29 protein-coding genes and 2 pseudogenes are annotated in these 26,456 nt (G+C 67.7%); 3 read left to right on the top strand and 28 right to left on the bottom strand.

What is annotated here, in order from left to right:
• Positions 1-75: 75 nt before the first annotated feature.
• The 16 genes from ACV229_RS17200 to ACV229_RS17125 all read right to left on the bottom strand — a co-directional run bounded on the left by ACV229_RS17200 (position 76) and on the right by ACV229_RS17125 (position 12,810).
• Positions 76-897: an alpha/beta fold hydrolase gene (locus ACV229_RS17200; protein WP_448084304.1), complete on the bottom strand. Its 822-nt coding sequence runs from the start codon at positions 895-897 to the stop codon at positions 76-78.
• Between the two features lie 38 nt (positions 898-935).
• Positions 936-1,127, bottom strand: a complete 192-nt coding sequence (locus ACV229_RS17195; RefSeq protein WP_448078820.1) for a 2-hydroxymuconate tautomerase — start codon at positions 1,125-1,127, stop codon at positions 936-938.
• Between the two features lie 13 nt (positions 1,128-1,140).
• Positions 1,141-1,929, bottom strand: coding sequence for a 2-oxo-3-hexenedioate decarboxylase (dmpH, locus tag ACV229_RS17190; protein WP_448084303.1), 789 nt, complete (start codon positions 1,927-1,929; stop codon positions 1,141-1,143).
• Entirely contained in the window at positions 1,926-2,972 is a 1,047-nt protein-coding gene (gene dmpG / locus ACV229_RS17185) for a 4-hydroxy-2-oxovalerate aldolase (protein WP_448084302.1), read from the bottom strand. Before dmpG ends, dmpH begins: the two co-directional genes overlap by 4 nt.
• A gap of 43 nt (positions 2,973-3,015) precedes the next feature.
• Positions 3,016-3,939 (bottom strand): acetaldehyde dehydrogenase (acetylating), encoded by a 924-nt coding sequence (locus ACV229_RS17180; RefSeq protein ID WP_448084301.1) that lies wholly within the window; start codon positions 3,937-3,939, stop codon positions 3,016-3,018.
• Between the two features lie 40 nt (positions 3,940-3,979).
• On the bottom strand, positions 3,980-4,762 hold the full coding sequence (gene dmpE, locus ACV229_RS17175) for a 2-oxopent-4-enoate hydratase (protein ID WP_448084300.1): 783 nt from the start codon (positions 4,760-4,762) through the stop codon (positions 3,980-3,982).
• 27 nt (positions 4,763-4,789) lie between these two features.
• On the bottom strand, positions 4,790-6,307 hold the full coding sequence (locus ACV229_RS17170) for a 2-hydroxymuconic semialdehyde dehydrogenase (protein WP_448084299.1): 1,518 nt from the start codon (positions 6,305-6,307) through the stop codon (positions 4,790-4,792).
• Between the two features lie 69 nt (positions 6,308-6,376).
• Positions 6,377-6,826 (bottom strand): GlcG/HbpS family heme-binding protein, encoded by a 450-nt coding sequence (locus tag ACV229_RS17165; protein WP_448084298.1) that lies wholly within the window; start codon positions 6,824-6,826, stop codon positions 6,377-6,379.
• Positions 6,827-6,846: 20 nt separating this feature from the next.
• Complete coding sequence (locus tag ACV229_RS17160; RefSeq protein ID WP_448084297.1) at positions 6,847-7,791, bottom strand: catechol 2,3-dioxygenase; 945 nt, start codon at positions 7,789-7,791, stop codon at positions 6,847-6,849.
• A gap of 18 nt (positions 7,792-7,809) precedes the next feature.
• Entirely contained in the window at positions 7,810-8,166 is a 357-nt protein-coding gene (locus ACV229_RS17155; RefSeq protein ID WP_448084296.1) for a 2Fe-2S iron-sulfur cluster-binding protein, read from the bottom strand.
• Between the two features lies 1 nt (position 8,167).
• Complete coding sequence (locus ACV229_RS17150) at positions 8,168-9,232, bottom strand: 2Fe-2S iron-sulfur cluster-binding protein (protein ID WP_448084295.1); 1,065 nt, start codon at positions 9,230-9,232, stop codon at positions 8,168-8,170.
• A 65-nt stretch (positions 9,233-9,297) separates the two neighbouring features.
• Positions 9,298-9,654, bottom strand: a complete 357-nt coding sequence (locus tag ACV229_RS17145; RefSeq protein WP_448084294.1) for a phenol hydroxylase subunit P4 — start codon at positions 9,652-9,654, stop codon at positions 9,298-9,300.
• Between the two features lie 16 nt (positions 9,655-9,670).
• Positions 9,671-11,221, bottom strand: a complete 1,551-nt coding sequence (locus tag ACV229_RS17140) for an aromatic/alkene/methane monooxygenase hydroxylase/oxygenase subunit alpha (RefSeq protein ID WP_448084293.1) — start codon at positions 11,219-11,221, stop codon at positions 9,671-9,673.
• A gap of 39 nt (positions 11,222-11,260) precedes the next feature.
• The gene (locus ACV229_RS17135; RefSeq protein WP_448078808.1) at positions 11,261-11,530 is read right to left on the bottom strand and encodes an MmoB/DmpM family protein; all 270 of its coding nucleotides are present in this window, start codon (positions 11,528-11,530) and stop codon (positions 11,261-11,263) included.
• Between the two features lie 39 nt (positions 11,531-11,569).
• Entirely contained in the window at positions 11,570-12,565 is a 996-nt protein-coding gene (locus ACV229_RS17130) for a phenol hydroxylase (RefSeq protein ID WP_448084292.1), read from the bottom strand.
• Positions 12,562-12,810, bottom strand: coding sequence for a phenol hydroxylase subunit (locus tag ACV229_RS17125; protein WP_448084291.1), 249 nt, complete (start codon positions 12,808-12,810; stop codon positions 12,562-12,564). Before ACV229_RS17125 ends, ACV229_RS17130 begins: the two co-directional genes overlap by 4 nt.
• A 286-nt stretch (positions 12,811-13,096) precedes the next feature.
• On the opposite strand from ACV229_RS17125, the gene ACV229_RS17120 reads away from it, so the two are divergent.
• Positions 13,097-14,788 carry a sigma 54-interacting transcriptional regulator gene (locus ACV229_RS17120; protein WP_448084290.1) on the top strand — a complete coding sequence of 564 codons (1,692 nt, stop codon included), beginning with the start codon at positions 13,097-13,099 and terminating at the stop codon, positions 14,786-14,788.
• A gap of 1 nt (position 14,789) precedes the next feature.
• The gene (locus tag ACV229_RS17115; protein ID WP_448084289.1) at positions 14,790-15,575 is read left to right on the top strand and encodes a GntR family transcriptional regulator; all 786 of its coding nucleotides are present in this window, start codon (positions 14,790-14,792) and stop codon (positions 15,573-15,575) included.
• A gap of 105 nt (positions 15,576-15,680) precedes the next feature.
• On the opposite strand, the pseudogene ACV229_RS17110 reads toward ACV229_RS17115, so the two are convergent.
• Positions 15,681-15,902 (bottom strand): annotated as a pseudogene (locus ACV229_RS17110) (phosphate ABC transporter substrate-binding protein); the annotation flags it as partial.
• Here ACV229_RS17110 and ACV229_RS17105 point away from each other — a divergent pair.
• Positions 15,847-16,437 (top strand): annotated as a pseudogene (locus ACV229_RS17105) (fatty acid desaturase); the annotation flags it as partial. The pseudogenes ACV229_RS17110 and ACV229_RS17105 sit on opposite strands and share 56 nt — an antisense overlap.
• A 48-nt stretch (positions 16,438-16,485) precedes the next feature.
• Here the strand turns inward: ACV229_RS17105 and ACV229_RS17100 are convergent.
• From ACV229_RS17100 to ACV229_RS17050, 11 genes are all read right to left on the bottom strand, one after another.
• Positions 16,486-16,923 (bottom strand): Lrp/AsnC family transcriptional regulator, encoded by a 438-nt coding sequence (locus tag ACV229_RS17100; protein ID WP_448084288.1) that lies wholly within the window; start codon positions 16,921-16,923, stop codon positions 16,486-16,488.
• Positions 16,924-16,954: 31 nt separating this feature from the next.
• Complete coding sequence (locus ACV229_RS17095; protein WP_448084287.1) at positions 16,955-18,124, bottom strand: trans-sulfuration enzyme family protein; 1,170 nt, start codon at positions 18,122-18,124, stop codon at positions 16,955-16,957.
• A 43-nt stretch (positions 18,125-18,167) separates the two neighbouring features.
• On the bottom strand, positions 18,168-18,863 hold the full coding sequence (locus ACV229_RS17090) for an ABC transporter permease (RefSeq protein WP_448084286.1): 696 nt from the start codon (positions 18,861-18,863) through the stop codon (positions 18,168-18,170).
• A 12-nt stretch (positions 18,864-18,875) separates the two neighbouring features.
• A complete protein-coding gene (locus ACV229_RS17085) occupies positions 18,876-19,553 on the bottom strand; it encodes an ABC transporter permease (protein ID WP_448084285.1) in 678 nt (225 codons plus the stop codon).
• Between the two features lie 85 nt (positions 19,554-19,638).
• Positions 19,639-20,418, bottom strand: coding sequence for a transporter substrate-binding domain-containing protein (locus tag ACV229_RS17080; protein ID WP_448084284.1), 780 nt, complete (start codon positions 20,416-20,418; stop codon positions 19,639-19,641).
• Between the two features lie 31 nt (positions 20,419-20,449).
• Positions 20,450-21,247 carry an ABC transporter ATP-binding protein gene (locus tag ACV229_RS17075; protein WP_448084283.1) on the bottom strand — a complete coding sequence of 266 codons (798 nt, stop codon included), beginning with the start codon at positions 21,245-21,247 and terminating at the stop codon, positions 20,450-20,452.
• Between the two features lie 77 nt (positions 21,248-21,324).
• Positions 21,325-22,755 carry an aldehyde dehydrogenase family protein gene (locus ACV229_RS17070; protein WP_448084282.1) on the bottom strand — a complete coding sequence of 477 codons (1,431 nt, stop codon included), beginning with the start codon at positions 22,753-22,755 and terminating at the stop codon, positions 21,325-21,327.
• Positions 22,752-23,831, bottom strand: a complete 1,080-nt coding sequence (locus ACV229_RS17065) for a homoserine dehydrogenase (RefSeq protein WP_448084281.1) — start codon at positions 23,829-23,831, stop codon at positions 22,752-22,754. Before ACV229_RS17065 ends, ACV229_RS17070 begins: the two co-directional genes overlap by 4 nt.
• Positions 23,832-23,982: 151 nt before the next feature.
• Complete coding sequence (locus ACV229_RS17060) at positions 23,983-24,480, bottom strand: Lrp/AsnC family transcriptional regulator (protein WP_448084280.1); 498 nt, start codon at positions 24,478-24,480, stop codon at positions 23,983-23,985.
• Positions 24,481-24,511: 31 nt separating this feature from the next.
• Complete coding sequence (locus tag ACV229_RS17055) at positions 24,512-25,192, bottom strand: hypothetical protein (protein WP_448084279.1); 681 nt, start codon at positions 25,190-25,192, stop codon at positions 24,512-24,514.
• Positions 25,193-25,530: 338 nt separating this feature from the next.
• Positions 25,531-26,421, bottom strand: a complete 891-nt coding sequence (locus tag ACV229_RS17050) for a LysR family transcriptional regulator (protein WP_448084278.1) — start codon at positions 26,419-26,421, stop codon at positions 25,531-25,533.
• Between the last annotated feature and the right edge of the window lie 35 nt (positions 26,422-26,456).

Raw genomic sequence — 26,456 nt, 5'->3', positions numbered from 1 at the left:
TTCTTATGGTTTTGAAGCCGAATCCTTCCACTGCCGTCACGCACCCGATCGTCCGGTACGTGACGGCCTTGCCGCCTACTCGCTGAAGTGATCGATCACGAGCCGGTTGAAGCGCGCCGCATGCTCGATCTGCGTCCAGTGCCCGCACCGGCCGAACACGTGCAGTTGCGCGTTCGGCAGCAGCTCGAGCAGCTTCAGCGAGCTCTCGAGCGGAATCACGCGATCCTCGCGCCCATGGACGATCAGCGTGTCGTGCGGCAACGCGCGCAGCTTCGCGTCGTCGCTCGCGAGCGCATCGACCCAGCGCTGCCGCGGCGCGGGAAACATGTTCGCGAACGCTTCCTGATAGCCGGGCCGCACGCTCGCGTCGTAGCGCAGCTTCGCGAGCTCGTCGTTCACGAGCGCGCGATCGAACGCGAAGATGTCGAGCAGCGCGCGCATGTTCGCGATCGACGGCGTATAGCCCCACACCGCGTCGAGGCCTTCGGTCAGCGTGAAGCGCGTGCCCGCCGCGCCCATCAGCACGAGCCGGCCGACGCGCGCGGGCGCCCGGATCGCGAGGGCAAGCGCCAGCGCGCCGCCGAACGAGTTGCCGACCACATGTGCGCGCTCGACATCGAGCGCATCGAGCAGGCCGAGCGCATGGTCGACCCAGTGTTCCATCGAATACCGGTACCCGGCCGGCCGTTCGGTCTCGCCGAAGCCGGCCATGTCGGGCGCGATCACGCGGAACTGCCGCGCGAGCGCGGGCATCGTGAGCCGCCAGTTCGCGTAGGCCGTCACGCCCGGCCCCGAGCCGTGGATCAGCAGCACGGGCGGGCCGTCGCCGAGGTCGTGATAGTTCGTTTCGATACCGCCGGCCGCGATCCGGCGGCCGATTTCAGGGTTGGTCGACATGACGCTCTCCAATCGATTCCTGTCGTATGCAGCGCGCATCAGCGCCCGCGTTTTTTGGCGCTCTGACCGCCGATCCCGAAGTGCGCCTTCGGCATCTCGGTGATGATCACGCGCACCGACTCGACGGGCGCGTCAAGCGAGCGATGGATCGCGTCCGTGACTTCCGCGATCAGGCGTTCCTTTTTCTCGTCGTCGCGGCCTTCCAGGATGTATAGATGAGCTACCGGCACGATTGCCTCCTCGTCAGATGAAACGCAGGCCGACCGACCCGATGTCCTGCACGCGCAGCGTCACGTTGTCGCCGGCCTCGACGGCCACCGCCTCCGTGATGCCGCCCGACAGGATCACGCTGCCCGCGGGAATCGACTCGCCGCGCGCGCCGAGATGGTTCGCAAGCATCGCGATCGCGGCGGCCGGATGCCCGAGCACGGCCGCGCCCGCGCCGAACGCGACCCGCTGCCCGTTCTTCTCGAGCACGACGCCGAGCGTGCGCAGGTCGACGCCATCCACTGCGAGCGGCCGGCCGCCGACGACGAAGCGCGCGGCCGACGTGTTGTCGGCCACCACGCTCTTCAGGTCGAACTTGAAATCGCGGTAGCGGCTGTCGATCACCTCGATGCCGGCGACAACAAAATCCGTCGCGGCGAGCACCGCGCCGATATGACAACCGGGGCCCTTCAGCTCGGCCTTCGTGACGAACGCAATCTCCGGCTCGACCTTCGGATGGATCAGCGCGGCCGTGTCGCATTCGCCGCCGTCGGGCAGCGCGTACGTATCGGTCAGGAACCCGAACACGGGCGTATCGACGCCCATCTGGCGCATCTTCGCGTGCGACGTCAGGCCGGCCTTGTAGCCGACGATCCGCGCGCCGCGCGCCAGTTGCCGGTGGCGGATCGCGTCCTGGACCGCGTATGCGTCGTCCCAGTCCATATCGGGATGCGCGTCGGTGATCTTCGGCGTGTCGCGCGCGTCGCGCACGCAGTCGTCGAGATGCGTGGCCAGCGCGTCGACGATGTCGGTCGTGAGATTCATGCCGCCTCCTGCTTCGCTTGCGCCGCGCGCGCCTTCGCGAGCGTAAGCGCGGTGTCTTCGATCATGTCTTCCTGCCCGCCGACCATCCCGCGCCGGCCGAGCTCGACGAGGATGTCGCGTGCCGGTATCCCGTACTTCTCGCCCGCGCGCTTCGCGAACAGCAGGAACGACCCATACACGCCCGCATAGCCGAGCGTCAGCGCGTCGCGGTCGACGCGGATCGGGAAGTCCATCATCGGCACGACGAGATCCTCGGCGACGTCCTGGATCTTCCACACGTCGACGCCGGTCTCGATCCCCATCCGCTCGCACACCGCGACGAACACCTCGAGCGGCGTGTTGCCCGCGCCGGCGCCGAGGCCCGCCGCCGCGCCGTCGATCCGGTTCGCGCCGGCCTCGATCGCCGCGATCGAGTTCGCGACGCCCATCGCGAGGTTGTGGTGGCCGTGGAAGCCCAGTTCGGTCCCGGGTTGCAGCGCGTCGCGCACTGCGCGCAGACGCGCCTTCACGTCGTCGGGCAGCATGTAGCCGGCCGAATCGGTGATGTAGATGCAGTTCGCGCCGTACGACTCCATCAGCTTCGCCTGCTTGACGAGCCCTTCCGGGCTGTTCATGTGGCTCATCATCAGGAATCCGACCGTATCCATCTCGAGCTTTCTCGCCATCGCGATGTGCTGCTCCGACACGTCGGCCTCGGTGCAGTGCGTCGCGACGCGGATCGTGTGCACGCCGAGCGCATGCGCCTCTTTCAGGTGGTCGACGGTGCCGATGCCCGGCAGCAGCAGCGCCGACACCTTCGCGCGCTTGAGCAGCGGGATCACGGCGCCGAGGTATTCGACGTCGCTGTGCGCCGGAAAGCCGTAGTTGACCGACGAGCCGCCCAAGCCGTCGCCGTGCGTGACCTCGATCAGCGGCACGCCGGCCGCATCGAGTCCGCTCGCGATCGCGCGCATCTGGTCGAGCGTCATCTGGTGACGCTTCGGGTGCATGCCGTCACGCAGCGTCATGTCGTGGACGGTGATTCGTTTGCCTTTGAGATTCATTGCCGTTCCTTTTCGTCCGATCGTGGGAATGCGCGCACCGGCGTCAGGCCACGGCCTGCGCGGCCGGCGCCAGCGCGAGGCGGCCCGCCAGCAGTTCCTCGGCGAACATCTCGGCCGTGCGCGCGGCGGCGGCCGTCATGATGTCGAGGTTGCCCGCGTATTTCGGCAGGTAGTCGCCGAGCCCTTCCACTTCGAGGTAGACCGACACGCGCCGCCCGTCGAACACCGGGCCGTTGACGAGGCGGTAGCCGGGCACGTAGCGCTGCACGTCGGCGATCATCGCGTGCACCGATTCGACGATGCGCGCCTGGTCGGGCTCGTCTTCGGTCAGGCAGTGCACGGTGTCGCGCATGATCAGCGGCGGCTCGGCGGGGTTGATCACGATGATCGCCTTGCCTTGCTTCGCGCCGCCGACCTGCGCGACAGCCGCGGCCGTGGTGCGCGTGAACTCGTCGATGTTCTTGCGCGTGCCGGGGCCGACCGAGCGCGACGACACGGTCGCGACGATCTCGCCGTACGCGACCGGCTGCACGCGCGAGATCGCACGCACCATCGGGATCGTCGCCTGGCCGCCGCACGTGACCATGTTCACGTTCATCTCGCCGCTGCCGATGTGGTCCCGCAGGTTGACGGGCGGCACGCAGTACGGGCCGATCGCGGCCGGCGTCAGGTCGATCATCAGCACGCCGAGCGCGTTGAGCTTGCGGCTGTTCTCCGTGTGGACGTACGCGCTCGTCGCGTCGAATGCGATCTGCACGCCGTCGGCCTGCACGTGCGGCACGAGGCCGTCGACGCCGTCGGCGGTCGTTTTCAGGCCGAGTTCGCGAGCCCGCTTCAGGCCGTCTGAGTCGGGATCGATGCCGACCATCCAGACGGGTTCGAGCACGGGGCTGCGCATCAGCTTCGCGAGCAGGTCGGTGCCGATGTTGCCGGGGCCGATCAGCGCGCAACGGATTTTCCGGGTCATGGGGATGTCCTTGTCTGCCAGTGAATGGAATGGGGGCCGCTCACGCGAACCGCACCGAGCACGCGCCGATCCCGCCGATCGACACGCGGAAGTTGTCGCGGGGCCCGACCGGCGCCATCGCGGCCAGCGCGCCGGACAGGATCACCTCGCCGGCCTTCAGCGGGATGCCGAGCCGGCCGAGCGTATTGGCGAGCCACGCGACGGCGTTGACCGGCGAACCGAGCGCGGCCGCGCCGGCGCCCGTGCCGATCACGTCGCCGTTCTTCTCGAGCACCATCCCGCAGGTCGCGAGATCGACGCTGCGGGTGCTCACCGCCTTGTCGCCGAGCACGAACACGCCGCACGACGCGTTGTCCGCGACGGTGTCGCCGATCTTGATCTTCCAGTCGCGGATCCGCGAATCGACGATCTCGAAGCACGGCATCACGCATTCGGTCGCGGCGAGCACCATCGCGTTCGTCACGCCCGGGCCGATGAGGTCGCGCTTCAGCACGAACGCGATCTCGCCTTCCGCCTTCGGCTGGATCAGCGTGTCGAGCGGGATGCATTCGCCTTCCCCGAACACCATTCCCGACAGCAGATAGCCGAAGTCGGGCTGGTACACGCCGAGCATGTCCATCACGGCCTTCGACGTGACGCCGATCTTCTTGCCGATCACGGTTTCTCCCGCGTCCAGGCGGCGCTGCACGAAGCGCTGCTGGATCCGGTACGCGTCGTCGACCGACAGGTCCTCGTGCTGCGACGTCAGCGGCGCGATCGGCGTGCGCGACGTCATCGCGTCGTACAGCTTGTCGCCGAGCGTGGTAATCAATGTGGAGTCCATATGTGTCATCCGGTCATTAACGTGATGTCAGAGCTTGATGCAGACGTTGCGGAGCTCGGTGTAGAACTCGAGCGAATGCACGCCGCCTTCGCGGCCGATGCCCGATTGCTTCGCGCCGCCGAACGCCGTGCGCAGGTCGCGCAGGAACCACGAATTGACCCACGCGAGGCCGACGTCGATCGACGCGGCGACGCGATGCGCGCGCGACAGGTTGCGCGTCCAGATCGCGGTCGCGAGGCCATACGCGTTCGCGTTCGCGCGGCCGATCACCTCGGCTTCGGAATCGAACGGCATCACGAGCGTGCACGGCCCGAAGATCTCGTCGCGGGCGATCGGCGAATCGTCGCCGAGGCCCGTCCAGATCGTCGGCTGCACCCATGCGCCGTCGCGCAGGTCGGCCGGCATGTCGGGCACGCCGCCGCCGGTCACGACGGTCGCGCCGAGTTCGGCCGCCTGGCGGTAGTACGACAGCACCTTGTTGCGGTGCTCCTGGCTGATCAGCGGCCCGATGCCGGTCGTGTCGGCTTCCGGCCGGCCCGGCCGCAGCCGCTCCGCGCCGGTCTTCAGTGCGGCGACGAAGCGCTCGAACAGCGGACGTTCGACGTACACGCGCTCGGTGCCGAGACACACCTGCCCCGCGTTCGCGAAGCACGAGCGCAGCGTGCCTTCGACGGCCGCGTCGAAATCGCAGTCGGCGAACACGATCGCCGCGTTCTTGCCGCCCATCTCGAGGCTGACGGGCCGCGCGCCGTCGGCGGCCGCCTTCATGATCGCCGCGCCGGTGCGCGTCTCGCCGGTGAACGTGATCGCGTTCACGCCCGGGTGCGTCGTCAGGAATTCGCCGGCCGAACCGGGACCGAAGCCGTGCACGACGTTGTAGACGCCGCGCGGCACGCCCGCCGCGTTCATCACGTCACCGAGCAGCGCGGCCGTTTGCGGCGTCTCTTCCGACGGCTTCACGACCACCGTGTTGCCGCACGCGAGCGCGGGCCCGACCTTCCACGTCATCAGCAGCAGCGGCAGGTTCCACGGGCAGATCACGCCGACGACGCCGACCGGCCGGCGGATCGCGTAGTTGAGCGCGCCCGCGCCGTCCGGCGTCGCCATCTCGAAGGTTTCGCCGGGCACGTTCTTCACGACGTCGGCGAACACCTTGAAGTTCGCGGCGCCGCGCGGAATGTCGAGATGACGCGCGAGGCTCATCGGCTTGCCGGTGTCGGCCACTTCCGCTTCGAGGAAATCGTCGAAGCGGCGCTCGATGCCGTCGGCCACCGCGTAGAGGATGTCGACGCGCTGCGCGACCGTCAGCCCGCCCCACGGGCCCGACAGCGCGGCGCGCGCCGCGTGCACGGCGGCATCCACGTCGGCGCGGCCGGCTTCGGCGACGCGTGCGATCAGCGTGTTGTCGAGCGGCGAGCGCTTGTCGAACCAGCGCTCGCCGGCGCAGTATTCGCCGTCGATGAAATGGCGGATCTGCCGCACCTCCGGCTGCCCGCCGGCGGGGCCGCGAGTCGCGGCGGTCGTTTCAGTATCGTTGTCGTACATGATGAAGTCTGCCGATTGTCGTGGATCAGTTCAGTCGTAAAGAATGCGCACATCGCGGTGCGCGACCCGTCACGGGCCGGACAAACCGGCCGCGTCGAGGCCCGCCGTCGCACAGGCCTCGTCCTGCGCCTCGCTGCCGCCCGACACGCCGATCCCGCCGATCAGCCGGCCGCCCTCGACGATCGGCAAGCCGCCGCCGAACGCGACGAAGCGCGCACGCAATACGAGCCCTTGCCGCACGGCGGCCGAATGTTCGGCGAGCGCATCGTGCCAGCGGCCGGTCGGTAAGCCGAAGCTCGCCGCCGTGTACGCCTTGTCGATCGCGATGTCGATCGAATGCAGCGGCGCGCCGGGCATCCGCACGAACGCGGCAAGCAGGCCGGCCGCATCGACGATCGCGACATTCACGCGCACGCCGAGGCGCTCGGCGGCCTCGGCCGCTGCCTGCGCGGCGCGCGACGCCGCGGGCCAGTCGATCACGCGCGTGTCGACGCTCTGCATGGTCGGGTTCCGGGCCATGACGCTTCGCTCCTTGTCGATCAGGTGTAGACGGTCGTGAACGCTTCGTTCAATTCGCCGGAGTGGAAGAAGATCCCGCGGCCGAGCTCCTCCTCGGTCCACGTCGTGACCGGACGATCGGGCTGCGCGAGATAGCCGAGGCCCGCGAACGTCTCGTTGCGGTTGCCGCTCGGATCGAAGAAGTAGATGGTCGTGCCGCGCGTGATGCCGTGCCGCGTCGGCGCGACGTCGATCTTCACCTTGTTCTTCGCCATCACGTCGGCCGACTTCAGCACGTCGGCCCAGTCGTCGAGGAAGAACGCGATGTGATGGAGCCCGTTGCGCGGACCGCCGACGAACGCGATGTCGTGCGGCGTCGTGCTGCGGAACATCCAGGTCGCGGCCTGGATCGTGTTGCCGGGGCCGACCATCACCTGCTCGGCCAGATGGAAGTCGAGGCACGCGGCCATGAAGCGCGTGTTCTCCTCGACGCGGTTCACGCCCGTCTCCGGGTTCAGCTCGCACATCAGCAGGCAGTGGTCGAGCCAGTGCACGGCGGAGCCCGGGATGTCGTCGGGCCACGGGTCGGGGTTCAGCGAGCCGACCGCGGTGCCGACCTGCTCCTTCTGCGCGTACAGGCGCAGCTCATGGCCGCTCGGCAGCAGGAAACGCAGCTGGCGGCCGACCGACGGCAGCGCACCTTCCGGCAGCATCTCGGTCGCGATCCCGTACGCTTCGATGCGCTGCCGCAGCGTGTCGAGATCGGCGTCGTGCTCGACCTTGTACGCGGCATGCTTGAGCCCCGCCTGGTCGGACGGGCTGAGGATCAGCGAATACTTGTCCCATTCGTCCCAGCACTTCAGGTACACGTTGCCGGCCGCGTCGCGCATCGTCTCCTGCAGCCCGAGCACGCGTATGTAGTGACGCAGCGCCGCATCCAGGTCCATCACCTTCAGGTTGACATGGCCAATACGCATCACACCCATGATGTGTCTCCTCCAGATTCACTTGTTGAAATTCAATGCCGCCGTGCAGGCCGATCCGCAGAAGAACGGCTTCTTCAGGCGGCCGGCCACTTCCAGTTCGACGTCGCCGTCCGGCGCCACGCGGCAGGCGAGCGCGTAGCCGTCCTCCTCCTCGTCGGCGCTCACGTGCGCGCGGCTGACCGGCCCGAGCTTGCGCACCGTGCCGCGCAGCACGCGCACCTTGCAGACGCCGCAACCGCCGTTCAGGCAGCCGACCGGAATGCCGCGCCGGCCGAGCTTCGCCATCCCGGCGAGCAGCGATTCGCCGGCCGCGCACGCATAGCGCTCGTCGGTCCGCACGATCGTCACCGTCGCCTTCGCGCTGCCCGCGTCCATGTCACACCCGGCGGAACAGCGGGCTGCGGGTCTGCTGCGCATCCGCCGCCGAGATGAACTTCTCGTGGTAGATGTCGCGCTCGAACAGGCGCCCCTGCATCAGCGCGGTGATGCACGCGTCGATCATTGCGGGCGGTCCGCACAGGTACGCCTGATGCCCGGAGAAGTCGCCGTCGAAATGCGCTTTCGCGACGTCGTGCACGAAGCCCTGCGCGATGCCGCCGTGCGCGTCCGCCGCGCCGTCGGACAGCGCGGGCACGTACGTGAAGTTCGGATACCGTTCGGCGAGCGCGCGGAATTCGTCGTGGTAATAGAGCTCGCTCGCGTTGCGCTGGCCGTAGACGAGCGTGATCGGCGCGGTCACGCCGCCGTCGAGCAGGTCGACGATCATCGAGCGCGGGCTCGACAGCCCGGAGCCGCCGGCCATGAAGATCATCGGCAGCGCGGCCGAGCGGCGCACGAAGAAGCGGCCGTATGGACCCGCCAGCCGCACGCGGTCGCCGACCGCAAGCTGCTCGTGCAGGTAGCCCGTGCCGAGCCCGCCCGGCACCTGGCGCACGTTCAGCTCGATCTCGCCGGTGGCCGCGACGTCGGCCGGCGCGTTCGCGATCGAGAACGCGCGGCTCTGCCCGAGCCCGGGAATTTCGAGCTGAACGTACTGGCCCGCCTGGAAGCGGATCGGCTGCGACAGCTTCAGGCGGATCGCCTTGATCGTCGGCGTCAGTGGCGCGATGCGCGTGACGTCGGCCGCGAAATCCTTGACCGGGATGATCTCCGCGTCCGGATCCTCGTCGACGTCCGCCTCGATCACCGTGTCGGCCTGCAGCGTCGCGCAGCACGCGAGCGCCTTGCCCTCCTCGCGCTCGAAATCCATCAGCGCGAACGGGTTCGCGTCGCCGACGTCGGTCTCGCCGTCGAGCACCGCGACCTTGCAGGTGCCGCACAGGCCGTGACAGCACGCGTGCGGGATGTAGATGCCCTGGCGCAGCGCCGCGTCGAGCATCGTCTGTCCTTCTTCGACCTCGATCGTGACGCCCAGCGGCTCAATCGTAAGTTGGTGGCTCATGATGATGTGCCCATGTTCCGGAATGCCGGCCGCACGCAGGCGGCCGGCGTTCGTGCAGGTGACGGTCAGAAGCTCGCGCCGCCGAGGCCGTCGAGGCCCGGCGTGCGGAAACTGATCAGGTCCTTGTGCCCGAGGCCGTTGCCGGCCAGGCTCTTCGACGCGTCCGGCGTCCACGGCTCGCCGGACCGGAACCACTCGACGCGATCCCAGTCGATCTTCGCGAAGTCCGGGTGGTAGCCGTAGACGGGTGGCAGCACGTCCTTCGCGAGCGCGCCGAACGGCAGGTCGGGCGGCAGCGGCAGGCAGAACGGCGCCGGAAACATCAGGTGGTCTTCCCAGCACACGTAAAGGAGCGGTGCGGGAAACCTGTCCACCGTGTCCTTTACCGGGAAGTCGTAGGGTTTGAGCGCAACGACAGCCATGTTTGTCTCCTGCGGGTCAGTTGCTCGTGGCCTGGCCGCGCCATGCCGCGAAGTTCTTCTGGTCTTCCGAGCCTTCGAAATCGAGGTTGTCCCGGCCCATGCCCACCTCGTAGTAGTCGAGCACCGAAGCAAGCGGATCGAAGCCAACGGCTGCCGGATCGGCATCGGGCGGGAAGCAGTTGCCCTGGTAGATCTGGTGCACGGGCAGCCACGCCTGCACGTACTTCTGCGGCTCGTGGTCGAAAATCTCCTTGCAGTGGTCGCTGCAGAAGTGGAACGTGTCGCCGAGGTAGGTCGATTCGCGCGCGCCGATCTTTGTCGGGTTGCCGGGCTCGGTGAACAGCATCGGGATCTGGCAGGTCTGGCACAGCATCGGCAGGGTCTTCATGTAGAAGCGGTTGCCGGCTTTCGCCTGCTCGCCCCAGTGCTCGAAGCGCGGCCGGTAGTAGCGGTCGAACGAGTCCGGATACTTCGCGGCGAGCCACGCCATCTCGTCCTCGGTCGGCACCCACGTATGGAACGCCGACGCCGCGTTGAAGCCGTAGAACGTCGACCATGCCTGGTGGCTGATGTGGTCCTTGCCTTCGCACGCGTCCTGCCAGCCCTTCGGCTCGCGTATCCCGTAGCGGGCGAGATCCCGGAACAGCGCACCGCCGTTCTGCTCCGCGTACATCTCCCACGATTCGCGCCAGCTCATCACGCGCTTCGGCTGCATGTAGTCCATCATCATCGCGACGAGCGTCAGCAGCCGGTAGCCGCGCCAGAACCACTTGTCGATCCAGCGCTGCACGATCGGCACGTTGCCGGGGTCCTGCTCGAGCAGGAACTTGATGCACTCGATGCCGAGCGTCATGTGGCGCGACTCGTCCGACTGCGCGGAGAAGCCGAACGTGACGGTCGACATGTCGCCGTTGTACGCGGCGCCCGACATGAACGGCACGAACAGCAGGTTCGTCAGCACGTATTCGAACGAGAAGCTCACCGCGGTCAGGAACTCGAACGGCCCAGACGAATACGCATCCTCGAAGAACGACTTCGGCACCGACAGGTACCAGACGCGATCGAACCAGTGGTTCGAGTGATGGAACCCGTTGAAGAACTTGTTGTACGTCGACATCGCGTGCGTTTCGGTCTGGTAGTGCCGCAGCTCGTCGATCGACTGCATCTGGCATGCGATGCGCGCGCCTTCGCCGGTAAAATGCCGGCCCACGTGCGCGAAGCCGCGGTGCGCGAGGTATTCGAGCGGCGTCACGCCCTGGACGAACAGCTTCAGCGCGTTGATGTAGCGCGCGTCGGTCACGCCGAGGAACGCGTTGTTCTGCGTGAACGCGTCGATCACCGCATACAGCTTCTTTTCCTTCTCGCCCTGGTATTTCCAGTACGCATCCATCGTCAGGCGGAACGGGTCGACCCACTTGTCCCAGTCGTGGATCTTGATGCCCTCGTAGCGGTCGTACGGGAAGACCTTGTCCATCGGCTGGTAGGTCGTCTCCCAGCCGAGGCCGCGCGTCATCGCCGCGTAGCGGTCCTTCAGGCCGAGCTTTTTCTTGAGCGTTGGCGTGTCCATTCGTGTCTCCGGTGTTGTCGGGTGCGCGTTGTGCGGCGTTCAGTGCGCCCAGCTCAGCGTGAACTGGTCGTCGTCCTCGTCGATATGGCCGGACAGCGTGATCAGGTTCACCTGCAGCTGCTGCAGGTCGAAGCGCGCGCCGGTCAGTTCTTCGATCGTTTCGCGGCGGATCGTCAGTTGGTCGGGCGCGTCGATCTTGACCATGCCGGGCGACTCGACGACGACCGCGCGCGGGTTGTCCGCGACGATCGCCTCGACGATCGGTCTGGACTCCTCATTGGCCTGGAAGGCGATGAATACGTTGGACATGCGTGTTTCCTCAGTGAGAGATGATCGTCCGGCGTCAGGTCAGCGTGCGATGCCGAGCTTCGCGACGCGTGCGTGGAGCTGCTCGCGCACTTCGTCGAGCGCCGCGCGACCGGCGTCCTGCAGCGCGCGCTCTGCGACCGGCGCGAGCGCGTCGTTCGCCCGCTCGGCCCAGTCGCGCGTCCAGCGTGCGAGCAGCGCGCGGTTGTCGTCCGATTCGGCGGCCATCGTCTTCACGACCGCGTCGATCCAGCGATTCGATTCCGCGTGCCATTCGGGCATGAACGCGGTCAGCATCGCGACCGCCGAGCCGCCTGCGAGCGCGATCCGTTCGTCGACGAAGCGGTCGTAGACGAGCGGATACAGCAGGCCGTCGAGCGCGAGGTTCTGCGCGACGAACAGCTCGACCGGATCGGCGACGACCAGCGTGTCCTCGACGTAGCGGCGCAGCGGCTGCCATGTGGCGTCGGCGAGCCACGCGGCCTTCGCCGCGTCGAGCACGTCGGGCTCGGCGATCGCGAGTGCGAGGCGTGTCAGGTATTGCGCGACGCCGAGGTTGTCCATCGCATGGAACATCGCCGGCGCGGTGAACGCGGTGCCGTAGCCGAGCGCGCAGATCTGCGCGTTGTTCATGTTCCCGCCCCACGCGGCGTGGCGCAGCGGTACCAGCACGTCGAGCGCATGCTGCGCGACGCCGTCGGGCATCAGGCCGATCATCCGGCGCGACTCGACGAACTCGAAGTTCGATTCCATCGCGTCCTGCTGGCGCGCGCGGGCCGTCACCCACGACGCGTAGTAGAACTGGCGCGGATCCTTCAGCGCATACCAGCTCGCCATCCGGATCGCCGTGCGCGATGCGTCGAAGATCTCGTGATCGGGGTCCCAGGTCGGCCGGTAATGGAAGTTCGCCTGGGGCTGCGCGCCCATCATTCCTTCCTGGTACCGGGTCGCCGTCCTGTCGCCGCCGATGTGCCGCGCGACGTGCGCGAACGTGTGCCGGAGCGGCTTGATGTCGACTGTCTTCAGCTCGATGGTCACTTCTTGCTCCTCAATGTCATGGGTTTGTCGTCGTCCAGCCGTGTCACGCGCTGTTCCGCACAGAACGCATCGAAGGCGGCGGGGGGCAACGTCAGCTCGACGAACAGGTCCGGCGCGCCGCCTACCGACAGCTCGAATTCGACGAAGCCGCGGCCGTTGGTGCCGGTCACCCGGACGCACTTGCGGCCCGGGTCGAGCGGGGGTTGATCGCTTGTGATTTGATCCATGATCGGTGTCGCCTCCATGCCCGTACTTCAATGCACCAACCGTGCCACGTTCCGTGTGTCTTGCGAAAAATCTCGATAATTCAGGGAAAGCCCTGACACACAATTCGAATTCGGCACGCACAATACCGGTTAACCAGAATGGAAACCGCCGTCGAACGCTCACGCCAAACCCCTGATCTGACGGCCGTTTTCATGATTTCATCAACTCGATGAAGCGGATTTGATGAAATGGTGAAACCCTCGGACGTGTCCGACCGGCGGTCACGCATATTCGGAAATCACGAGAAATCTCGACGGAGGAGACATGACGCGGCCCAGCCTGCCCCCGCTACCGACGGACGCCGACCTGCGGCGGCTGATTCATTTTTCGGCCAGCGACGGCCGCATCTGGCTCGCCGGACAGCGGATGGTGCTGCTCCACGCGGGCGCGCTCGCGACGCTGCGCCAGGAGCTGATGGAAAGCGTCGGGCCCGCGCAGACGCGCCGCTTCTTCACGCGCGTCGGCTTTGCGGCCGGCGAACGCGACGCGGCGCTCGCACGCGAGATCCGCGCGAAGGCGTCGTTCTTCGACATGTTCCATGTCGGCCCGCAGCTCCATATGCTCGAAGGCGCGGTGCAGGTCACGCCGCTGCGTTTCGAGGCCGATCCGGAGACGGGCGCGTTCTATTGCGAATACCGCTGGGAACATTCGTGGGAAGCCGACGTGCACCGGCGCACGTTCGGCGCGCAGCCGGAACCCGTGTGCTGGATGCTGATCGGCTATGCGACCGGCTATACGAGCGCATTCATCGGCCGCACGATCCTGTTCAAGGAAACGACCTGCGTCGGCATGAACGACGCGCATTGCACGATCGTCGGCAAGCCCGCGGAAGAATGGCCGGACGCCGAAGAGATCGCGTCGTGGTTCAAGGCCGACTCGCTGATCAACACGATCCGCGACCTGCAGACCGAGGTCGAATCGCTGCGCCTCGAGATCGCGCCCGACGCCGACCGCACGCAGCTCGTCGGCCGGTCCGACGCGTTCACCGCGGCCTATTCGCTGCTGGAGACAGCCGCGCCGACCAAGGTCGCCGTGCTGCTGACCGGCGAAACGGGCGTCGGCAAGGAGCGCTTCGCGCGGGCGCTGCACAATCTGAGCCCGCGCGCCGCGAAGCCGTTCGTCGCGATCAACTGTGCGGCGATTCCGCATGCGCTGATCGAATCCGAGCTGTTCGGCGCAGAGAAAGGCGCGTATACAGGCTCGCAGGCCGCGCGCGCGGGACGCTTCGAGCGCGCGAACGGCGGCACGCTGTTCCTCGACGAAATCGGCGAGCTGCCGCTCGACGTGCAGGCGAAGCTGCTGCGCGTGCTGCAGGAAGGCGAAGTCGAGCGGCTCGGCGCGACCGAGAGCCGCAAGGTCGACGTGCGCATCGTCGCCGCGACCAACCGCGATCTCGAACAGGCGGTGCGCGACGGCAGCTTCCGCGCGGATCTCTATTACCGGATCAACGTCTACCCGGTGCGGATCCCGCCGCTGCGCGAGCGGCAGGACGACATCCCGCTGCTCGCGGATACGATGCTCGAGCGCTTCGCGTCGCTGCACGGCAAGCCGGCGCCGACGCTGACCGACTACGCGTACGACGCGCTGCGCGGCTACCGCTGGCCCGGCAACGTGCGCGAGCTCGAGAACCTGATCGAGCGCGCGGTGATCCTGGCGCGGCCGAACCGCGCGGTCGACGCGAAGGACCTGTTTCCCGGCCTCGGCCTGCCGGGCGGCGCGACCGTCGATCGTGCCGGGCAGATCAGGCCGGCGTCGTCGGTGCAAATCGACTGCGGGTCGATCCTCGATCAATTGCAGGGATGCGGCGGCGGCCTCGACGGGCTGGAACGCGCGTTGCTGCAGGAGGCCGTCGACCGCTCGAACGGCAACCTGTCGGCCGCCGCGCGGCTGCTCGGCCTGACGCGCGCGCAGCTCAGCTATCGCCTCACCCGCAATCAGGATCAGGAGGACGCGTGACATGAACACCATCCTGCCCGCCCGTCCGCCGCGCGGCACGCCGCCGGACGACGCGCCGCCCGCCTGTGCCGAAACGCCTGCCGATGCACCTTCCGACGCAATTGCCGACGACATGACCGGCCCGCACGCGCGCACGCTCGGCGAGCATGCGTACCACCAGCTCCGGCAGCACATCATCGAAGGGCACTACCCGCCGGGCGCGAAGCTGCGCGTCGAGCACCTGAAGGACGTGTACGGCGTCGGCGCGGGCACGCTGCGCGAGGCGCTCACGCGGCTCGTCAGCGATGCGCTGGTCGTCGCCGAAGGCCAGCGCGGGTTCCGCGTCACGCCGATGTCGGTCGCGGACCTCGAGGCGATCACGCGGCTGCGGCTGCATATCGAGGTCGATGCACTGCGCGAATCGGTGCGGCACGGCGATGCGGCGTGGGAGCAGCGCGTGCGGCACAGCTTCGAGATGCTGTCCGCGTGGGAGCAGCCGGTGTCGATCGAACACCGCGCCGCGTGGGAGGCGTGCAATCGCCGGTTCCACGAGGCGCTGATTTCGGCGGCCGCGTCGCCGTGGACCTATCTGGTGCTGCGCATGCTGTCGCAGCAGAGCGAACGCTACCGGCGCGTGTGCATCGGCCTCGAGGATTCGAAACGCGACGTGCATGCGGAACACACGTGCATCTTCGACGCGGCGATGCGCCGCGCCGATGCGCGCGCGGCACTCGCGCTGGAGGATCACATCAGCACGACGCTGGCGATCGTCAGGAACGCGCCGCCGGGGACGTTGCCGTTTGCTTGAGGTCAGGAAATGCGTGGCGGCGCTTCGTGTTCGGGAATTTCGGACACACCGCGCAGTCGCGCTTGTCGCGCACATCGAGCACGGTTCGCCAGCGAGCGGACCGGATTCGATCGCCGCGCAATCCGCATCGCCGTTGCCGAGCGCGCGCAGCACGTCCAGATGCGCGCCGAACGCCGTCGCCGACGCGAAGAAACGCCCGTTGCGCGCATGCGGCGCAACCGCATGCCGGAACGCGTTCATCCCGCTGTGGGAATCGTCGCTGTTGTAAGCGGCGCGCAAGACCTTCGTCGGCCGGCTGGTCGTCGGGCCGCCGACCAGCATCGCCGCGATGTTTTCGGACGCGCTCGCCGCATTCCGGCGCGGCGACCTGCGTTACCTGCCGATGTGGGTCGTGCACGCCGCGTGCGTGATCGCGCTGCTCGCGTGGCTGCAGATGTCGATCGGCGTGCCGTGGTGGTACTACCTGCTGGCGATCACGTGGCCCGCACTGTCGCTCGCGATGGTCCGCTCCCTGTACGAGCATCGCGCAGCCCGCAATCCGAAGGCGCGCATCGTGATCAACGAGGCGGGGCTGGCGATGCGGCTGCTGTACCTGAACAACAACTACCACCTCGTGCACCACGACCTGCCGAAGCTGCCGTGGTACGACCTGCCGCGCGCGTACCGGATGCGGCGCGACGCGTATGCGGACAAGTGCGGCGGTTTCGTGATCCGCGGCGGATATCGGGAATTGCTGAAGCGGCATGCATGGCGGCCGACCGATGCGCCCGTGCATCCGTTTCCGGAAGGCACGGCGTCGCTGTCGAGCGGCGGCGGCGTGCGTGTCGCGGTGGTCGACGGGCATCTGCAGATCAGCACGTAACGGGCGGCCCGGCCTGCCGTCGCCTACGCTTGCCGCCGGTCTCCGCGCTCACCGCTGGTGGATCACCGAATCGAGCACGAAGCAGGTCGTCATGTTCTGCACGCCGTCCAGCGCGCTGATCGCCGCCCAGATCTCGCTGACGCGCTCGTGCGACGCGGCCTCGATCTGCACGAGCAGGTCAACCTCTCCGCTCAGCACCGCGCAGTCGCGCACCTCCGCGATCCGCTCGAGCGCGGCAAGCACATCCGCGCCGCGCATCCGGTCTTTCCGGTAGACGAGCATCACCGCGCGCACCGGCGACGCGTCGTCAGGCAGCGCGAGCCGCACCGTGTAGCCCGCGATGATCTTCAGCGCTTCGAGCCGGTCGATCCGGTGCCGGACCGCCTGCCGCGACAGGCCGATCCGGTCGGCCAGCACGGCCAGCGGAATGCGGGCGTCGGCGCACAGCGCGTCGATGATTTTCTGGTCGAGGCCGTCGACTTTCATGGGGGATTCCCGTCGTGCGTGTGCCGATATGTCAGATGCCTTCAAGCGCCTGAGCAATGTCCGCCTTCAGATCGTCGACATGCTCGACGCCGACCGAATAGCGGATGAAATTGAGCGGAATGTCCGCCGCGCGCATCTGCTCCGCCGACATCGTGCCGGCCCACATCGCCGCCGTGTGGATCGCGAGCGAATCGACGCCGCCGAGATTGCCTGCGTTCAGCGGCACGCGCAACGCCTCGACGAAACGCTGCGCATCGTCGTAGCCGCCCCGCACGCCGAACGCGACCACACCGCCGAAGCCGCGCATCTGCCGGCACGCTAGCGCATGCTGCGGATGGCTGCGCAAGCCCGGATAGAACACGCGGTCGATCTTCGGGTGCCGTTCGAGGAATTCGGCAAGCGCCAGCGCATTCGCGTTGATCCGCTCGACGCGCAGCGGCAGCGTGCGCAGCCCGCGCAGCAGCAGCCACGCGTCCATCGGCGACAGCACCGAGCCGAGCGTGATGTGCGTGTGCCAGATCTGCTCGGCGAGCACGCGGCTCGTGCAGATCACGCCGCCCGTCAGGTCGTGATGGCCGCCCAGGTACTTCGTCGCGCTGTGCACGACGATGTCGACGCCGAGGCGGTGCGGCTGCTGGTTGACCGGCGACGCGAACGTATTGTCCGCGAGCGTCAGGATGCCGTGCGCCCGCGCGATCTCGGCGACCGCGGCGATATCGGTCACGAGCAGCAGCGGATTGACCGGCGACTCGAGCACGATCAGCCGTGTGTTCGGCCGGATCGCACGACCGAACGCGGCCGCGTCGGTCTGGTCGACGAACGTCACGTCCACGCCGAACTTGCGCAGCATGTCGTCGAGCATCTTCGTCGTGCTCATGTAGTGGCGCGTCTGGCCAATCACGTGATCGCCGGCCTTCACGACGCTCAGGATCGCCGTCGCGATCGCGCCCATGCCGGACGCCGTGACGAGCGCGGTCTCCGTGCCTTCGAGCTCGGCCATGATCGCCTTCACGCGCTCGTGCACCGGGTTGCCGTAGCGCGTGTAGTTGCGCGGATGCTGCGGCACGCTCGACATCTCCGCGAATTCCTCGCCGCCGGCCGCCTTGAACACGGCCGAATAATGGATCGCGGGCGCGACCGTCTTCTCGTCGGTCACGTCGCGGTCGGCGGCGAGCGCCAGCGTTTCAAGCTTGTATCCCATGTCGTCCTCGGATCGTTCGATGTATCGGGCCCGTGCGTCGCCGCTACGCGCGCACGCTGCCCAGGTGACGGTTCAGCAGGCCTTCCACGCGCTTCAGCGCGGTCGCCAGCACCGCCGTGATGCCGACGTACACGATGCCCGCGACGAGCAGCGCGTCGGTCGTATAGCTTTCGATCGAGATGCGCCGCGCGACGCCGGTCAGGTCGAGCACGGTGATCGTGCTCGCGAGCGCGGTCGACTTCAGTTGCAGCACGATTTCGTTGCCGAGCGTCGGCGCGACGATGCCGATCGCGCGCGGCACGATCACGCACCAGGTCAACTTGAAGCGGCTCATCCCGAACGCGAGTGCGGCTTCCTGTTCGCCCGCGGGCACGCCGGCGATTCCGCCGCGGATGTCTTCCGCCATGTACGCGGCGAGGTTGAGCGTCAGCGCACACAGCGCGCACGAGAACGAGCCGCCGATCAGCAGCCACAGCGGCGACGCACGCACGGCCGAGAACTGCGCGAGGCCGTAATACAGCACGAAGATCTGCACGAGCAGCGGCGTGCCGCGGAACACCGACATGAAGAGACGGCTCGGCGTCGACAGCCAGCGGCATGCCGACGTGCGCGCGACCGCGAGCGGCACCGCCAGCGCGAACGCGAGCCCGCACGACAGCACCAGCAGCTGCAGCGTGATCCACACGCCGCGCGCGATGTCCGGGCCGGATTGGTCAATCAGGGAGAGGAGGTCGTTCATGGCAGGGCCTGTTCAGGTGCGTTTCGCGTAGCCGCGGCCCGCGATGCGTTCGAGCCACGCAAACGCAGGATTGGAGACGGCGAGAAAACCGAAGTAGACGACGCCGACCGTCACGTAGAAGACAAACGGCTGCTTGGTGAACTGCGCGGCGATGTTGGCCTTGCGCAGCATGTCCTCGAGCCCGACGATCGACACGAGCGACGTGTCCTTCAGCAGGTTCTGCCACATGTTGTTCAGGCTCGGCAGGCAGATCCGCCACGCCTGCGGCAGGCGGACGAACCACAGTGTCTGCAGCCGCGTCATGCCGTACGCGCGCGCCGCCTCGACCTGCCCGGCCGGCACCGCGAGAAACGCGCCGCGAAACATCTCCGACGAATACGCGCCGAACACCACCGCGAGCGCAATGACGCCGGCCGAGAACGGACTGACCGTGATTGCGCCGTCGAACTCCGTATTGAGCAGATGCGACAACCCGAAGTAGCAGATCAGCAGGATCAGGAATTCGGGAATGCCGCGCAGGAAATTGGTCGCCGCATAGGTCGCGCCGCTCAGCCAGCGCACACCCGACAGCTTCGCCGACGCGCCGGCGATCCCGAGCAGCATGCCAAGGCACAGCGCGGCAACCGCGAGCGCCAGCGTGACGAGCGCGCCCGCCGCGATCTGGGCGCCGTAGTTCAACAACAGGTCCATCGTGGTATCGCTCCTGGTTAGACGCGGGCCTTCCGCGCGCCGTGCGCGCGCCGCCGCCCGCCGGCCGCGCGCACCCGATGCGCGGCTATTGCGGCGCGATGCTGAACGGGAAGTAGCGCTTGTTCGCGGCCGAGAACGTGCCGTCCGCCTGCACCTGCGCGATGCCCTTGTCGAACTGTGCCCTCAGCGGCGCATCGCCCTTGCGCACCGCGATCGCGGTGCCGTCGCCGAAGATTTCCGCGTCGGCGATCGGCTTGCCGACGAAGCCGAAGCCTTCCTTCTTGCCGGCCTTCGTCAGCCAGTCGTAGGCCACCGTGTTGTCCGCGAACACGGCATCGATACGGCCGGCCTCGAGATCGAGCCACGCCTCGTCGAGCGTCTGGTAGACCTTCACGTTGATGCCCGACTTGCTCGCCGGCAGGCGGCGGCGCAGATAGGATTCGTGCGTCGACGCAGTCTGCACGCCGATCGTCTTGCCGCGCAGCGTGGCCGGGTTGTCCGTGATGCCCGAGCCCTGCCTTGCGACAAGTTGCACGGGCGCCGTCGTGAAGATCCGCGTGAAGTCGACCGACTGCTCGCGCTCCGGCGTCTTCGACATCTGCGCGAGCACCGCGTCGATCTGCTTCGCCTTCAGCGCGGGAATCAGCGCGTCGAAGTCCATCGTCACCCACTGGCACTTGACCTTCATCTCGTCGCACATCTTCCTGCCGATGTCGATCTCCATGCCCTGCAGCTTGCCGGACGCATCCTTGTATTCGAACGGCGCATAGTCGGCGAGCGTGCCGATTCGCACGACCTGTTCGGCCTGCGCGGCGGATCCGAGCAAGGCCGCGCCGATGCACAGCGACTGAATCAGCTTCTTCATGATTTCCTCTCCGGTTGGCATTGGATCCGCATCAGATGATGCTGGACAGAAACTTCTGGAATCGCGGCGATTTCTGGCTCGCGAACACTTCGTCAGGACTGCCGTCCTCCTCGATTCGTCCCTGGTGGACGAACACCACGCGGTTCGCGACCTCGCGCGCAAACCCCATCTCGTGCGTGACGACCAGCATCGTGCGGCCCTCGTCCGCAAGCGAGCGCATCACCTTCAGCACTTCGCCGACGAGCTCCGGGTCGAGCGCCGACGTCGGCTCGTCGAACAGCATCACGTCGGGATCCGTTGCGAGCGCACGCGCGATCGCGACGCGCTGCTGCTGGCCGCCCGACAGCTGGTTCGGGTAGTGCTCGCACTTGCCCGCGAGGCCGACGCGTTCGAGCATCGCGATCGCCTTGTCGCGCGCGTCGCGCTTCGGCACGCCGAGCACCCGCACCGGCACGAACATCACGTTCTGCAGCACCGTCATGTGCGCCCACAGATTGAACTGCTGGAACACCATCGCGAGCTTGCGGCGCACGCGCATCACCTGTTTCGGATCCGCCGCGACAAGCGCGCCGTCCCTGCCCGCCGGCTTCAGCGCGAGCGTCTCGCCGTTCACGCGGATCCGGCCGCGATCGGGCGTCTCCAGCAGGTTGATGCACCTGAGAAACGTGCTCTTGCCCGACCCGCTGCTGCCGAGGATCGATACGACCTCGTGATTCCTCGCGGTCAACGAAATGCCCTTCAGCACCTCGACCCCGCCGAACGACTTGTGAATATCCTCGACCACCAGCACGTCGGCCGCTGGCTTGCATGCAGGAATTGCTGCTGGCATCCCCGACTCCCTCTTCGATACGTTGCACACCGCTCCGGTCCCCGCTGCGCCGGCGCCCCACGCGCCGGCGCAGCGCGTCAGCTCGACAGCCCCCGGTTGCGCCTGAAGCAGACCACCTTCGGCTGCGTCATTTCCGTCATCGCGAACCGCACGCCTTCGCGGCCCAGCGACCCATACTTGAATCCGCCGAACGGCATCCCGTCGAAACGGTAGTCGGACGAGTCGTTGATCATCACGCCGCCCGCCTGCAGCCTTTCCGCCGCACCGAGCGCCACCTCCAGGCGGCTCGTGAACACGCCCGCGTGCAGGCTGCTTTCGGACGCGTTCGCCGCGTCGAGCGCCTGCTGCAGGTCGCCGAACTTCACGATCGACACGACAGGCGCGAACACTTCGTCGGTCCACACGCGCGCATCGCACGGCACATCGGCGAGCACCGTCGGCTCGTACAGCGCGCCGCGCCGGCGATGGCCGGTCAGCACCGTTGCGCCGGCCGCGACCGCCTCGTCGACCCAGCGCTCGATCCGTTGCGCCTCTCCGTCGCCGATCATCGGCCCCATGTCCGTCGCGTCGTCGAGCGGATCGCCGACGACCATCTTGCGGGTCAGCTCGACGAAGTAGCGGACGAACGGCTCGTACGCGGCCTCGGCCACGAAGATCCGCTGCGTGCCGATGCAGTTCTGGCCCGCGGCCCAGAACGCGCCCGACACGCATGACTCGGCCGCATCCTTCAGGTCGCAGTCGGCCATCACGATCACCGGCGCGTTGCCGCCGAGGTCCATCGCGATCTTCTTGAGCCCGGCGTCGCGCGTAATCGCGTCGCCGGCCGCCGGCCCGCCGGTGAACGTCACCATCCGGATTCGCCGGTCACGCACGAGCGCGGACGCAATCTCCGCGCCGCCGTGAACGATCTGCAGCGCATCGCGCGCGGCACCCGCTTCCCACAGAATCTCGACGAGCGCCTGCGCGGACAGCGGCGCGCGCAGCGACGGCTTCAGGATCACCGCATTGCCGGTCGCGATCGCCGGCCCGAGCTTGTGCGCAACGAGGTTCAGCGGGTCATTGAAGGGCGTGATCGCGAGAATCACGCCGAGCGGCTCCAGCGTGTAGTAGCCGCTGCGGTCCTCGGAACCCGGATACCCGTCGAACGGGATCGTCTCGCCGACGAGGCGCTTCGCCTCCTCGCCGGACAGGCGCAGCGTGTTCACGCAACGCGCAACCTCCTTGCGCGCCTGGCGCAGCGGCTTGCCTGCTTCGAGCGCAATCGTGCGTGCGAGCGTCTCCGCGCGAGCTTCGACAAGCGCCGCCGCGCGGAACAGGATGTCGGCGCGCCGGCTGCGCGGCAGCGCCGCGGCCACGCTCGCGCCGCCGAGTGCACGCTCGACGAGCGCCGGCGCCGCGTCGGCCCGCGACACGCGAACCGTGCCGACGATCGCGCCGTCATAGGGCGAGCGGACGTCGGCCACGCCGGCCGATGCGAGATCGCCGATCACTGCATCGCGCGCGGTCATGCGAGCACCTCCTGCGCAGCAACGCCGATGCGCTCGCGCAGTTCGATCAGGTCGGACAGGATCGCGAATGCCGTCTCCTCGCGGCCCGCGCCGGGCCCGCTGATCGTCACGCCGCCGAGCACGTCGGTGTCGAACGTGATCGCGTTCGTGACGCCGCTCGCGGCGCGCAGCGGATGTCCGGCCGGCAGCTTGCGCGGCTCGACGCTCGCCGTCACCGTGCCGTCCGGATGGCGGACCGCCGATCCGATCAGCCGCCACGACATCCCTTCGGCCGCCGCGGCGCGCACGTCGTCCTCGGTCAGCTCGACGATCCCGCGGCAAGCTACGTCGCCCCGCTCGAGGCCCGCGTTCCACAGCGTGTTCGCGAGAATCACGACTTTCAGCTGCACGTCGGAGCCGTTGACGTCGGCCGCCGGATTCGCTTCCGCGTAGCCGCGCTGCTGCGCGTCCCTGATCGCTGCATCGAAACTCGCGCCGGCCTCGACCTGGCCGAGCACGAAGTTCGACGTGCCGTTCAGGATGCCTGCAAAGCCGCTCACGTCGCAGCCACGCAGCGTCGTCGCGAGCTGACGCAGCACCGGCGTGCCGCTCATCACCGTGCCTTCGTACATCACGCACGCACCCGAGCGCGCGGCGATCCGCGCCAGCGCCGGCTGCGCGAGCGCGATCGGCCCCTTGTTGGTCGTGATCACGTGCTTGCCGCATTCGAGTGCGGTACGGCAGTGCGACAGCGCCGGTTCGCCGGCGGTCGGGTCGGTGAAGGTCGCCTCGACGACGACATCCACGTGCTCCGACGCGATCGCCTTCAGCACGGCGCCGAGACCCACGTCCGGCGACACCAGCGTGCCGGGATCGCGGCGCAGCGCTTCGGCGTCGACGCCGCGCCGGGCAGTTTCGTCGAGCACGTCCAGCGCGATGCCGCGGGGATTCGTCGCGATCCCGAGCCGCAGGTCGGCGACCATCGTCACCGACACGTCGAGCCCTGCGGCCGACAGCATTGCGCGCTTCTTCTTGAGCAGCTCGACCAGTCCTTGATTGACTCCGCCGAAGCCGACCAGTGCCAGTTTGAGTTCCATCTCGATCATCTCCTGTTCAGTGAAAGCAGGAAACAGATTAGTGGTGCGAATCGATTGCCAAATTATGCGTTTCGGCCGATTTCGACGGGCGTGCATTGCGGTTCGTCACGCGGGACGGCCGGATCGGCCGTCCTCTTGCGCACTGCCCTCGTCAGGCGGCGGGCGGCTCGTCGTCGCCGTCCTTCTCGACCGGCACGAACAACCCGACCTTGACCGCGCTCAGCACGACGTTCGTGTTGATCCGGCGGATCATCGGATTGCTCTGCATGATCCGCGCGGACAACCGGTCGTAGGCCTCGACGTCGGGTGCGGTGATGATCGCGATCAGGTCGACGGAGCCGGTCACGTAGTAGATCTGCTGGATCTCGTCGTGCGCCTTCGACCACTCGCGGAACTTGGCGATCGTCTCGTAGTTTTCGCGTTCGATCTCGATCGCGGCGATGAAGGTCATCGGGCGGCCGACCGCCGCGCGATCGACCACCGCGATTTCCGCCGAGATGATCTTTTCGGTGCGCATGCGCTTCAGCCGCTTCTGCACGGCGGACGTGGACAGGCCGATGCGTTCGGCAATCGCATCCGCGGTCGCGGTGCAGTCGCGCTGGACGATGGTCAGGATCTTGCGGTCGAAGACGTCGAGTGCGTCGGTCATGGCGTGGCCTGCCGTGTGAGGTGCGTGAAATTCAGAGATAGAACGGGCGGGCTGACTTGAGCCCGACGAGATGGCGGACGCGGTCGAATGCAGCGACGAGCATTTCGCGCCATTGCGAGACCGGTCCGCCGATGCGCACCGCGTCGAAATGCATCGTGTCCACGCCTGCGGGAATTCGGAACGGACGCTCGATGCCGTCGTCCGACTCGGTCACGAGCGCGGTGCCGTCGATCGCGGTCAGGCTCATCAGCAGATGCGCGCACGCGTTTGCGCCGACCACGTCGAGCAGCGGCTGCACGGTCGCCGGCAGTTGCTCGAGCAGCGGCAGCTCGTATGCGCCGGGCCACCACGTTTCACGCTCGGCGAGCCACGGGCCGACGCCCGGCATCCCGACCATCTCGAGTGTTCCGTCCACGCCCAGGTGGGCATAGGCGCGGCACCGGCCTGCGGAATCGGCTGCCGAACAGGCCAGCCAGCCGCGCGCATGCGCGATGCCCGCCGACAGCGCGACGTTCGCGGGCTTCAGGTTGCCGATCATCTCGGCCACGCGCGCCGACGGAATCGGCTCAGCGTCGGCCTGCGCCAGATGGCCGGGCACGATCCGGCACACCCATTTGGGGCCGTCCTGCAAGGCGGCAGGCACGTCGCCGAAGCGGACCTGCGCGGTTCGCCTGCGGGCGCGTTCGACGATGACGTTTGGCGTGTCCGGCATACAACTCTCTCGATGCTCGCGGGGCCGCGTCGCAGTCGTGCCGGCGCGCCCCGATGGTTCTGCTGACAGGTGTCGGGCTGGAGAAATCATATCGCCCGGCTGCGGCGGGAAAAATCTCAGTCAAGGCGATCGGCGACGAAAAACGGAGAATAGTGGCCGCTACGCGACGTATTTGGTCGCGATTATGGAAAACCCGGCCGGCAATGCGACCGGGCGCCGAGGCCGGCATCGGCAGTCTGCGGGTCGATCCCGAATCGCGCGACACCCCGCTTCAATGCCGGGCGGGGCGGCAAGGGGGGAACAGCAACGTGGCTGACTTGGCGTACCTCGTCAGCCGCCTACCCCTGCGACAACTCCGCCACCCAATCGATGAACACCCTGAGCCGCGGCGACAGGTGCCCGCGATGCGGATACAGCACCGACAGCGGCAACGCGGGCGGACGATGCCGCGTGAGGATCTCGGCGAGCGTGCCGCTGCGCAATTGCGCGGCGACGTGATACCGCGGCACCTGGATGATCCCGAGCCCCGCCTCGCAGGCCGCCACGTACGCATCGCCGTTGTTGACCGACACGGCCGACGGCAGCTCGCGCGCTTCCGTGCGGCCATCGGCGCTGAACTCGAGCGGCACGCGCTTGCCGCTCGACGCCGACACGTACGCGACTTCGCGATGCCGCGCGAGGTCGGCCAGGTTGCGCGGCTTGCCGTGCTCGGCCAGGTAGCCGGGGCTCGCGCAGGTCACCTGGGCAAGCACGCCGACCCGCCGCGCGACCAGCGATGAATCGGTCAGCTCGCCGATCCGCACCACGCAATCGATGCTCTCGCGCGCGAGATCGACGCGCCGGTCGCCGATGCTGAGGTCGAGCGCGACCTGCGGATAGCGCGCGAAGAACCCGGGCAGCGCCGGAATCACGACGAGCCGCGCGAACGAACTCGACAGGTCGACCTTCAGCGTGCCCTGCGGATGCCGCGCCGCATGCGAGAACGACGCCTCGGCCGCGTCGATCCCGTCGAGGATGTCGATGCAGCGCTGGTAATAGGCGGCGCCGTCGAGCGTCGGGCTCACGTGCCGCGTCGTGCGCACGAGCAGCCGCGCGCCGAGATGCGCCTCGAGCTGCTTCATGATCTGCGTGGCGGACGCGCGCTGCATCCCGAGCTGCTGCGCGGCGCGCGTGAAGCTGCCCGAATCGACGATGCAGGTGAACAGCCGCATGGCGAGCAGTCGGTCCATTCCGTCACCCGAACTGTTTATGGAAAATAAACAGT

It is taken from the genome of Burkholderia sp. MR1-5-21, assembly GCF_053427715.1.
This window is presented reverse-complemented; position numbering and strand designations above follow the sequence as displayed.

Coding starts and splice junctions, on each gene's coding strand:
- ACV229_RS17200 (WP_448084304.1), bottom strand. CDS start 897: ATGTCGACCAACCCTGAAATCGGCCGCCGGATCGCGGCCGGCGGTATC.
- dmpH (WP_448084303.1), bottom strand. CDS start 1,929: ATGAATCTCACGACCGACATCGTCGACGCGCTGGCCACGCATCTCGAC.
- dmpG (WP_448084302.1), bottom strand. CDS start 2,972: ATGAATCTCAAAGGCAAACGAATCACCGTCCACGACATGACGCTGCGT.
- ACV229_RS17180 (WP_448084301.1), bottom strand. CDS start 3,939: ATGACCCGGAAAATCCGTTGCGCGCTGATCGGCCCCGGCAACATCGGC.
- dmpE (WP_448084300.1), bottom strand. CDS start 4,762: ATGGACTCCACATTGATTACCACGCTCGGCGACAAGCTGTACGACGCG.
- ACV229_RS17170 (WP_448084299.1), bottom strand. CDS start 6,307: ATGTACGACAACGATACTGAAACGACCGCCGCGACTCGCGGCCCCGCC.
- ACV229_RS17165 (WP_448084298.1), bottom strand. CDS start 6,826: ATGGCCCGGAACCCGACCATGCAGAGCGTCGACACGCGCGTGATCGAC.
- ACV229_RS17160 (WP_448084297.1), bottom strand. CDS start 7,791: ATGGGTGTGATGCGTATTGGCCATGTCAACCTGAAGGTGATGGACCTG.
- ACV229_RS17155 (WP_448084296.1), bottom strand. CDS start 8,166: ATGGACGCGGGCAGCGCGAAGGCGACGGTGACGATCGTGCGGACCGAC.
- ACV229_RS17150 (WP_448084295.1), bottom strand. CDS start 9,232: ATGAGCCACCAACTTACGATTGAGCCGCTGGGCGTCACGATCGAGGTC.
- ACV229_RS17145 (WP_448084294.1), bottom strand. CDS start 9,654: ATGGCTGTCGTTGCGCTCAAACCCTACGACTTCCCGGTAAAGGACACG.
- ACV229_RS17140 (WP_448084293.1), bottom strand. CDS start 11,221: ATGGACACGCCAACGCTCAAGAAAAAGCTCGGCCTGAAGGACCGCTAC.
- ACV229_RS17135 (WP_448078808.1), bottom strand. CDS start 11,530: ATGTCCAACGTATTCATCGCCTTCCAGGCCAATGAGGAGTCCAGACCG.
- ACV229_RS17125 (WP_448084291.1), bottom strand. CDS start 12,810: ATGGAGGCGACACCGATCATGGATCAAATCACAAGCGATCAACCCCCG.
- ACV229_RS17120 (WP_448084290.1), top strand. CDS start 13,097: ATGACGCGGCCCAGCCTGCCCCCGCTACCGACGGACGCCGACCTGCGG.
- ACV229_RS17115 (WP_448084289.1), top strand. CDS start 14,790: ATGAACACCATCCTGCCCGCCCGTCCGCCGCGCGGCACGCCGCCGGAC.
- ACV229_RS17100 (WP_448084288.1), bottom strand. CDS start 16,923: ATGAAAGTCGACGGCCTCGACCAGAAAATCATCGACGCGCTGTGCGCC.
- ACV229_RS17095 (WP_448084287.1), bottom strand. CDS start 18,124: ATGGGATACAAGCTTGAAACGCTGGCGCTCGCCGCCGACCGCGACGTG.
- ACV229_RS17090 (WP_448084286.1), bottom strand. CDS start 18,863: ATGAACGACCTCCTCTCCCTGATTGACCAATCCGGCCCGGACATCGCG.
- ACV229_RS17085 (WP_448084285.1), bottom strand. CDS start 19,553: ATGGACCTGTTGTTGAACTACGGCGCCCAGATCGCGGCGGGCGCGCTC.
- ACV229_RS17080 (WP_448084284.1), bottom strand. CDS start 20,418: ATGAAGAAGCTGATTCAGTCGCTGTGCATCGGCGCGGCCTTGCTCGGA.
- ACV229_RS17075 (WP_448084283.1), bottom strand. CDS start 21,247: ATGCCAGCAGCAATTCCTGCATGCAAGCCAGCGGCCGACGTGCTGGTG.
- ACV229_RS17070 (WP_448084282.1), bottom strand. CDS start 22,755: ATGACCGCGCGCGATGCAGTGATCGGCGATCTCGCATCGGCCGGCGTG.
- ACV229_RS17065 (WP_448084281.1), bottom strand. CDS start 23,831: ATGGAACTCAAACTGGCACTGGTCGGCTTCGGCGGAGTCAATCAAGGA.
- ACV229_RS17060 (WP_448084280.1), bottom strand. CDS start 24,480: ATGACCGACGCACTCGACGTCTTCGACCGCAAGATCCTGACCATCGTC.
- ACV229_RS17055 (WP_448084279.1), bottom strand. CDS start 25,192: ATGCCGGACACGCCAAACGTCATCGTCGAACGCGCCCGCAGGCGAACC.
- ACV229_RS17050 (WP_448084278.1), bottom strand. CDS start 26,421: ATGGACCGACTGCTCGCCATGCGGCTGTTCACCTGCATCGTCGATTCG.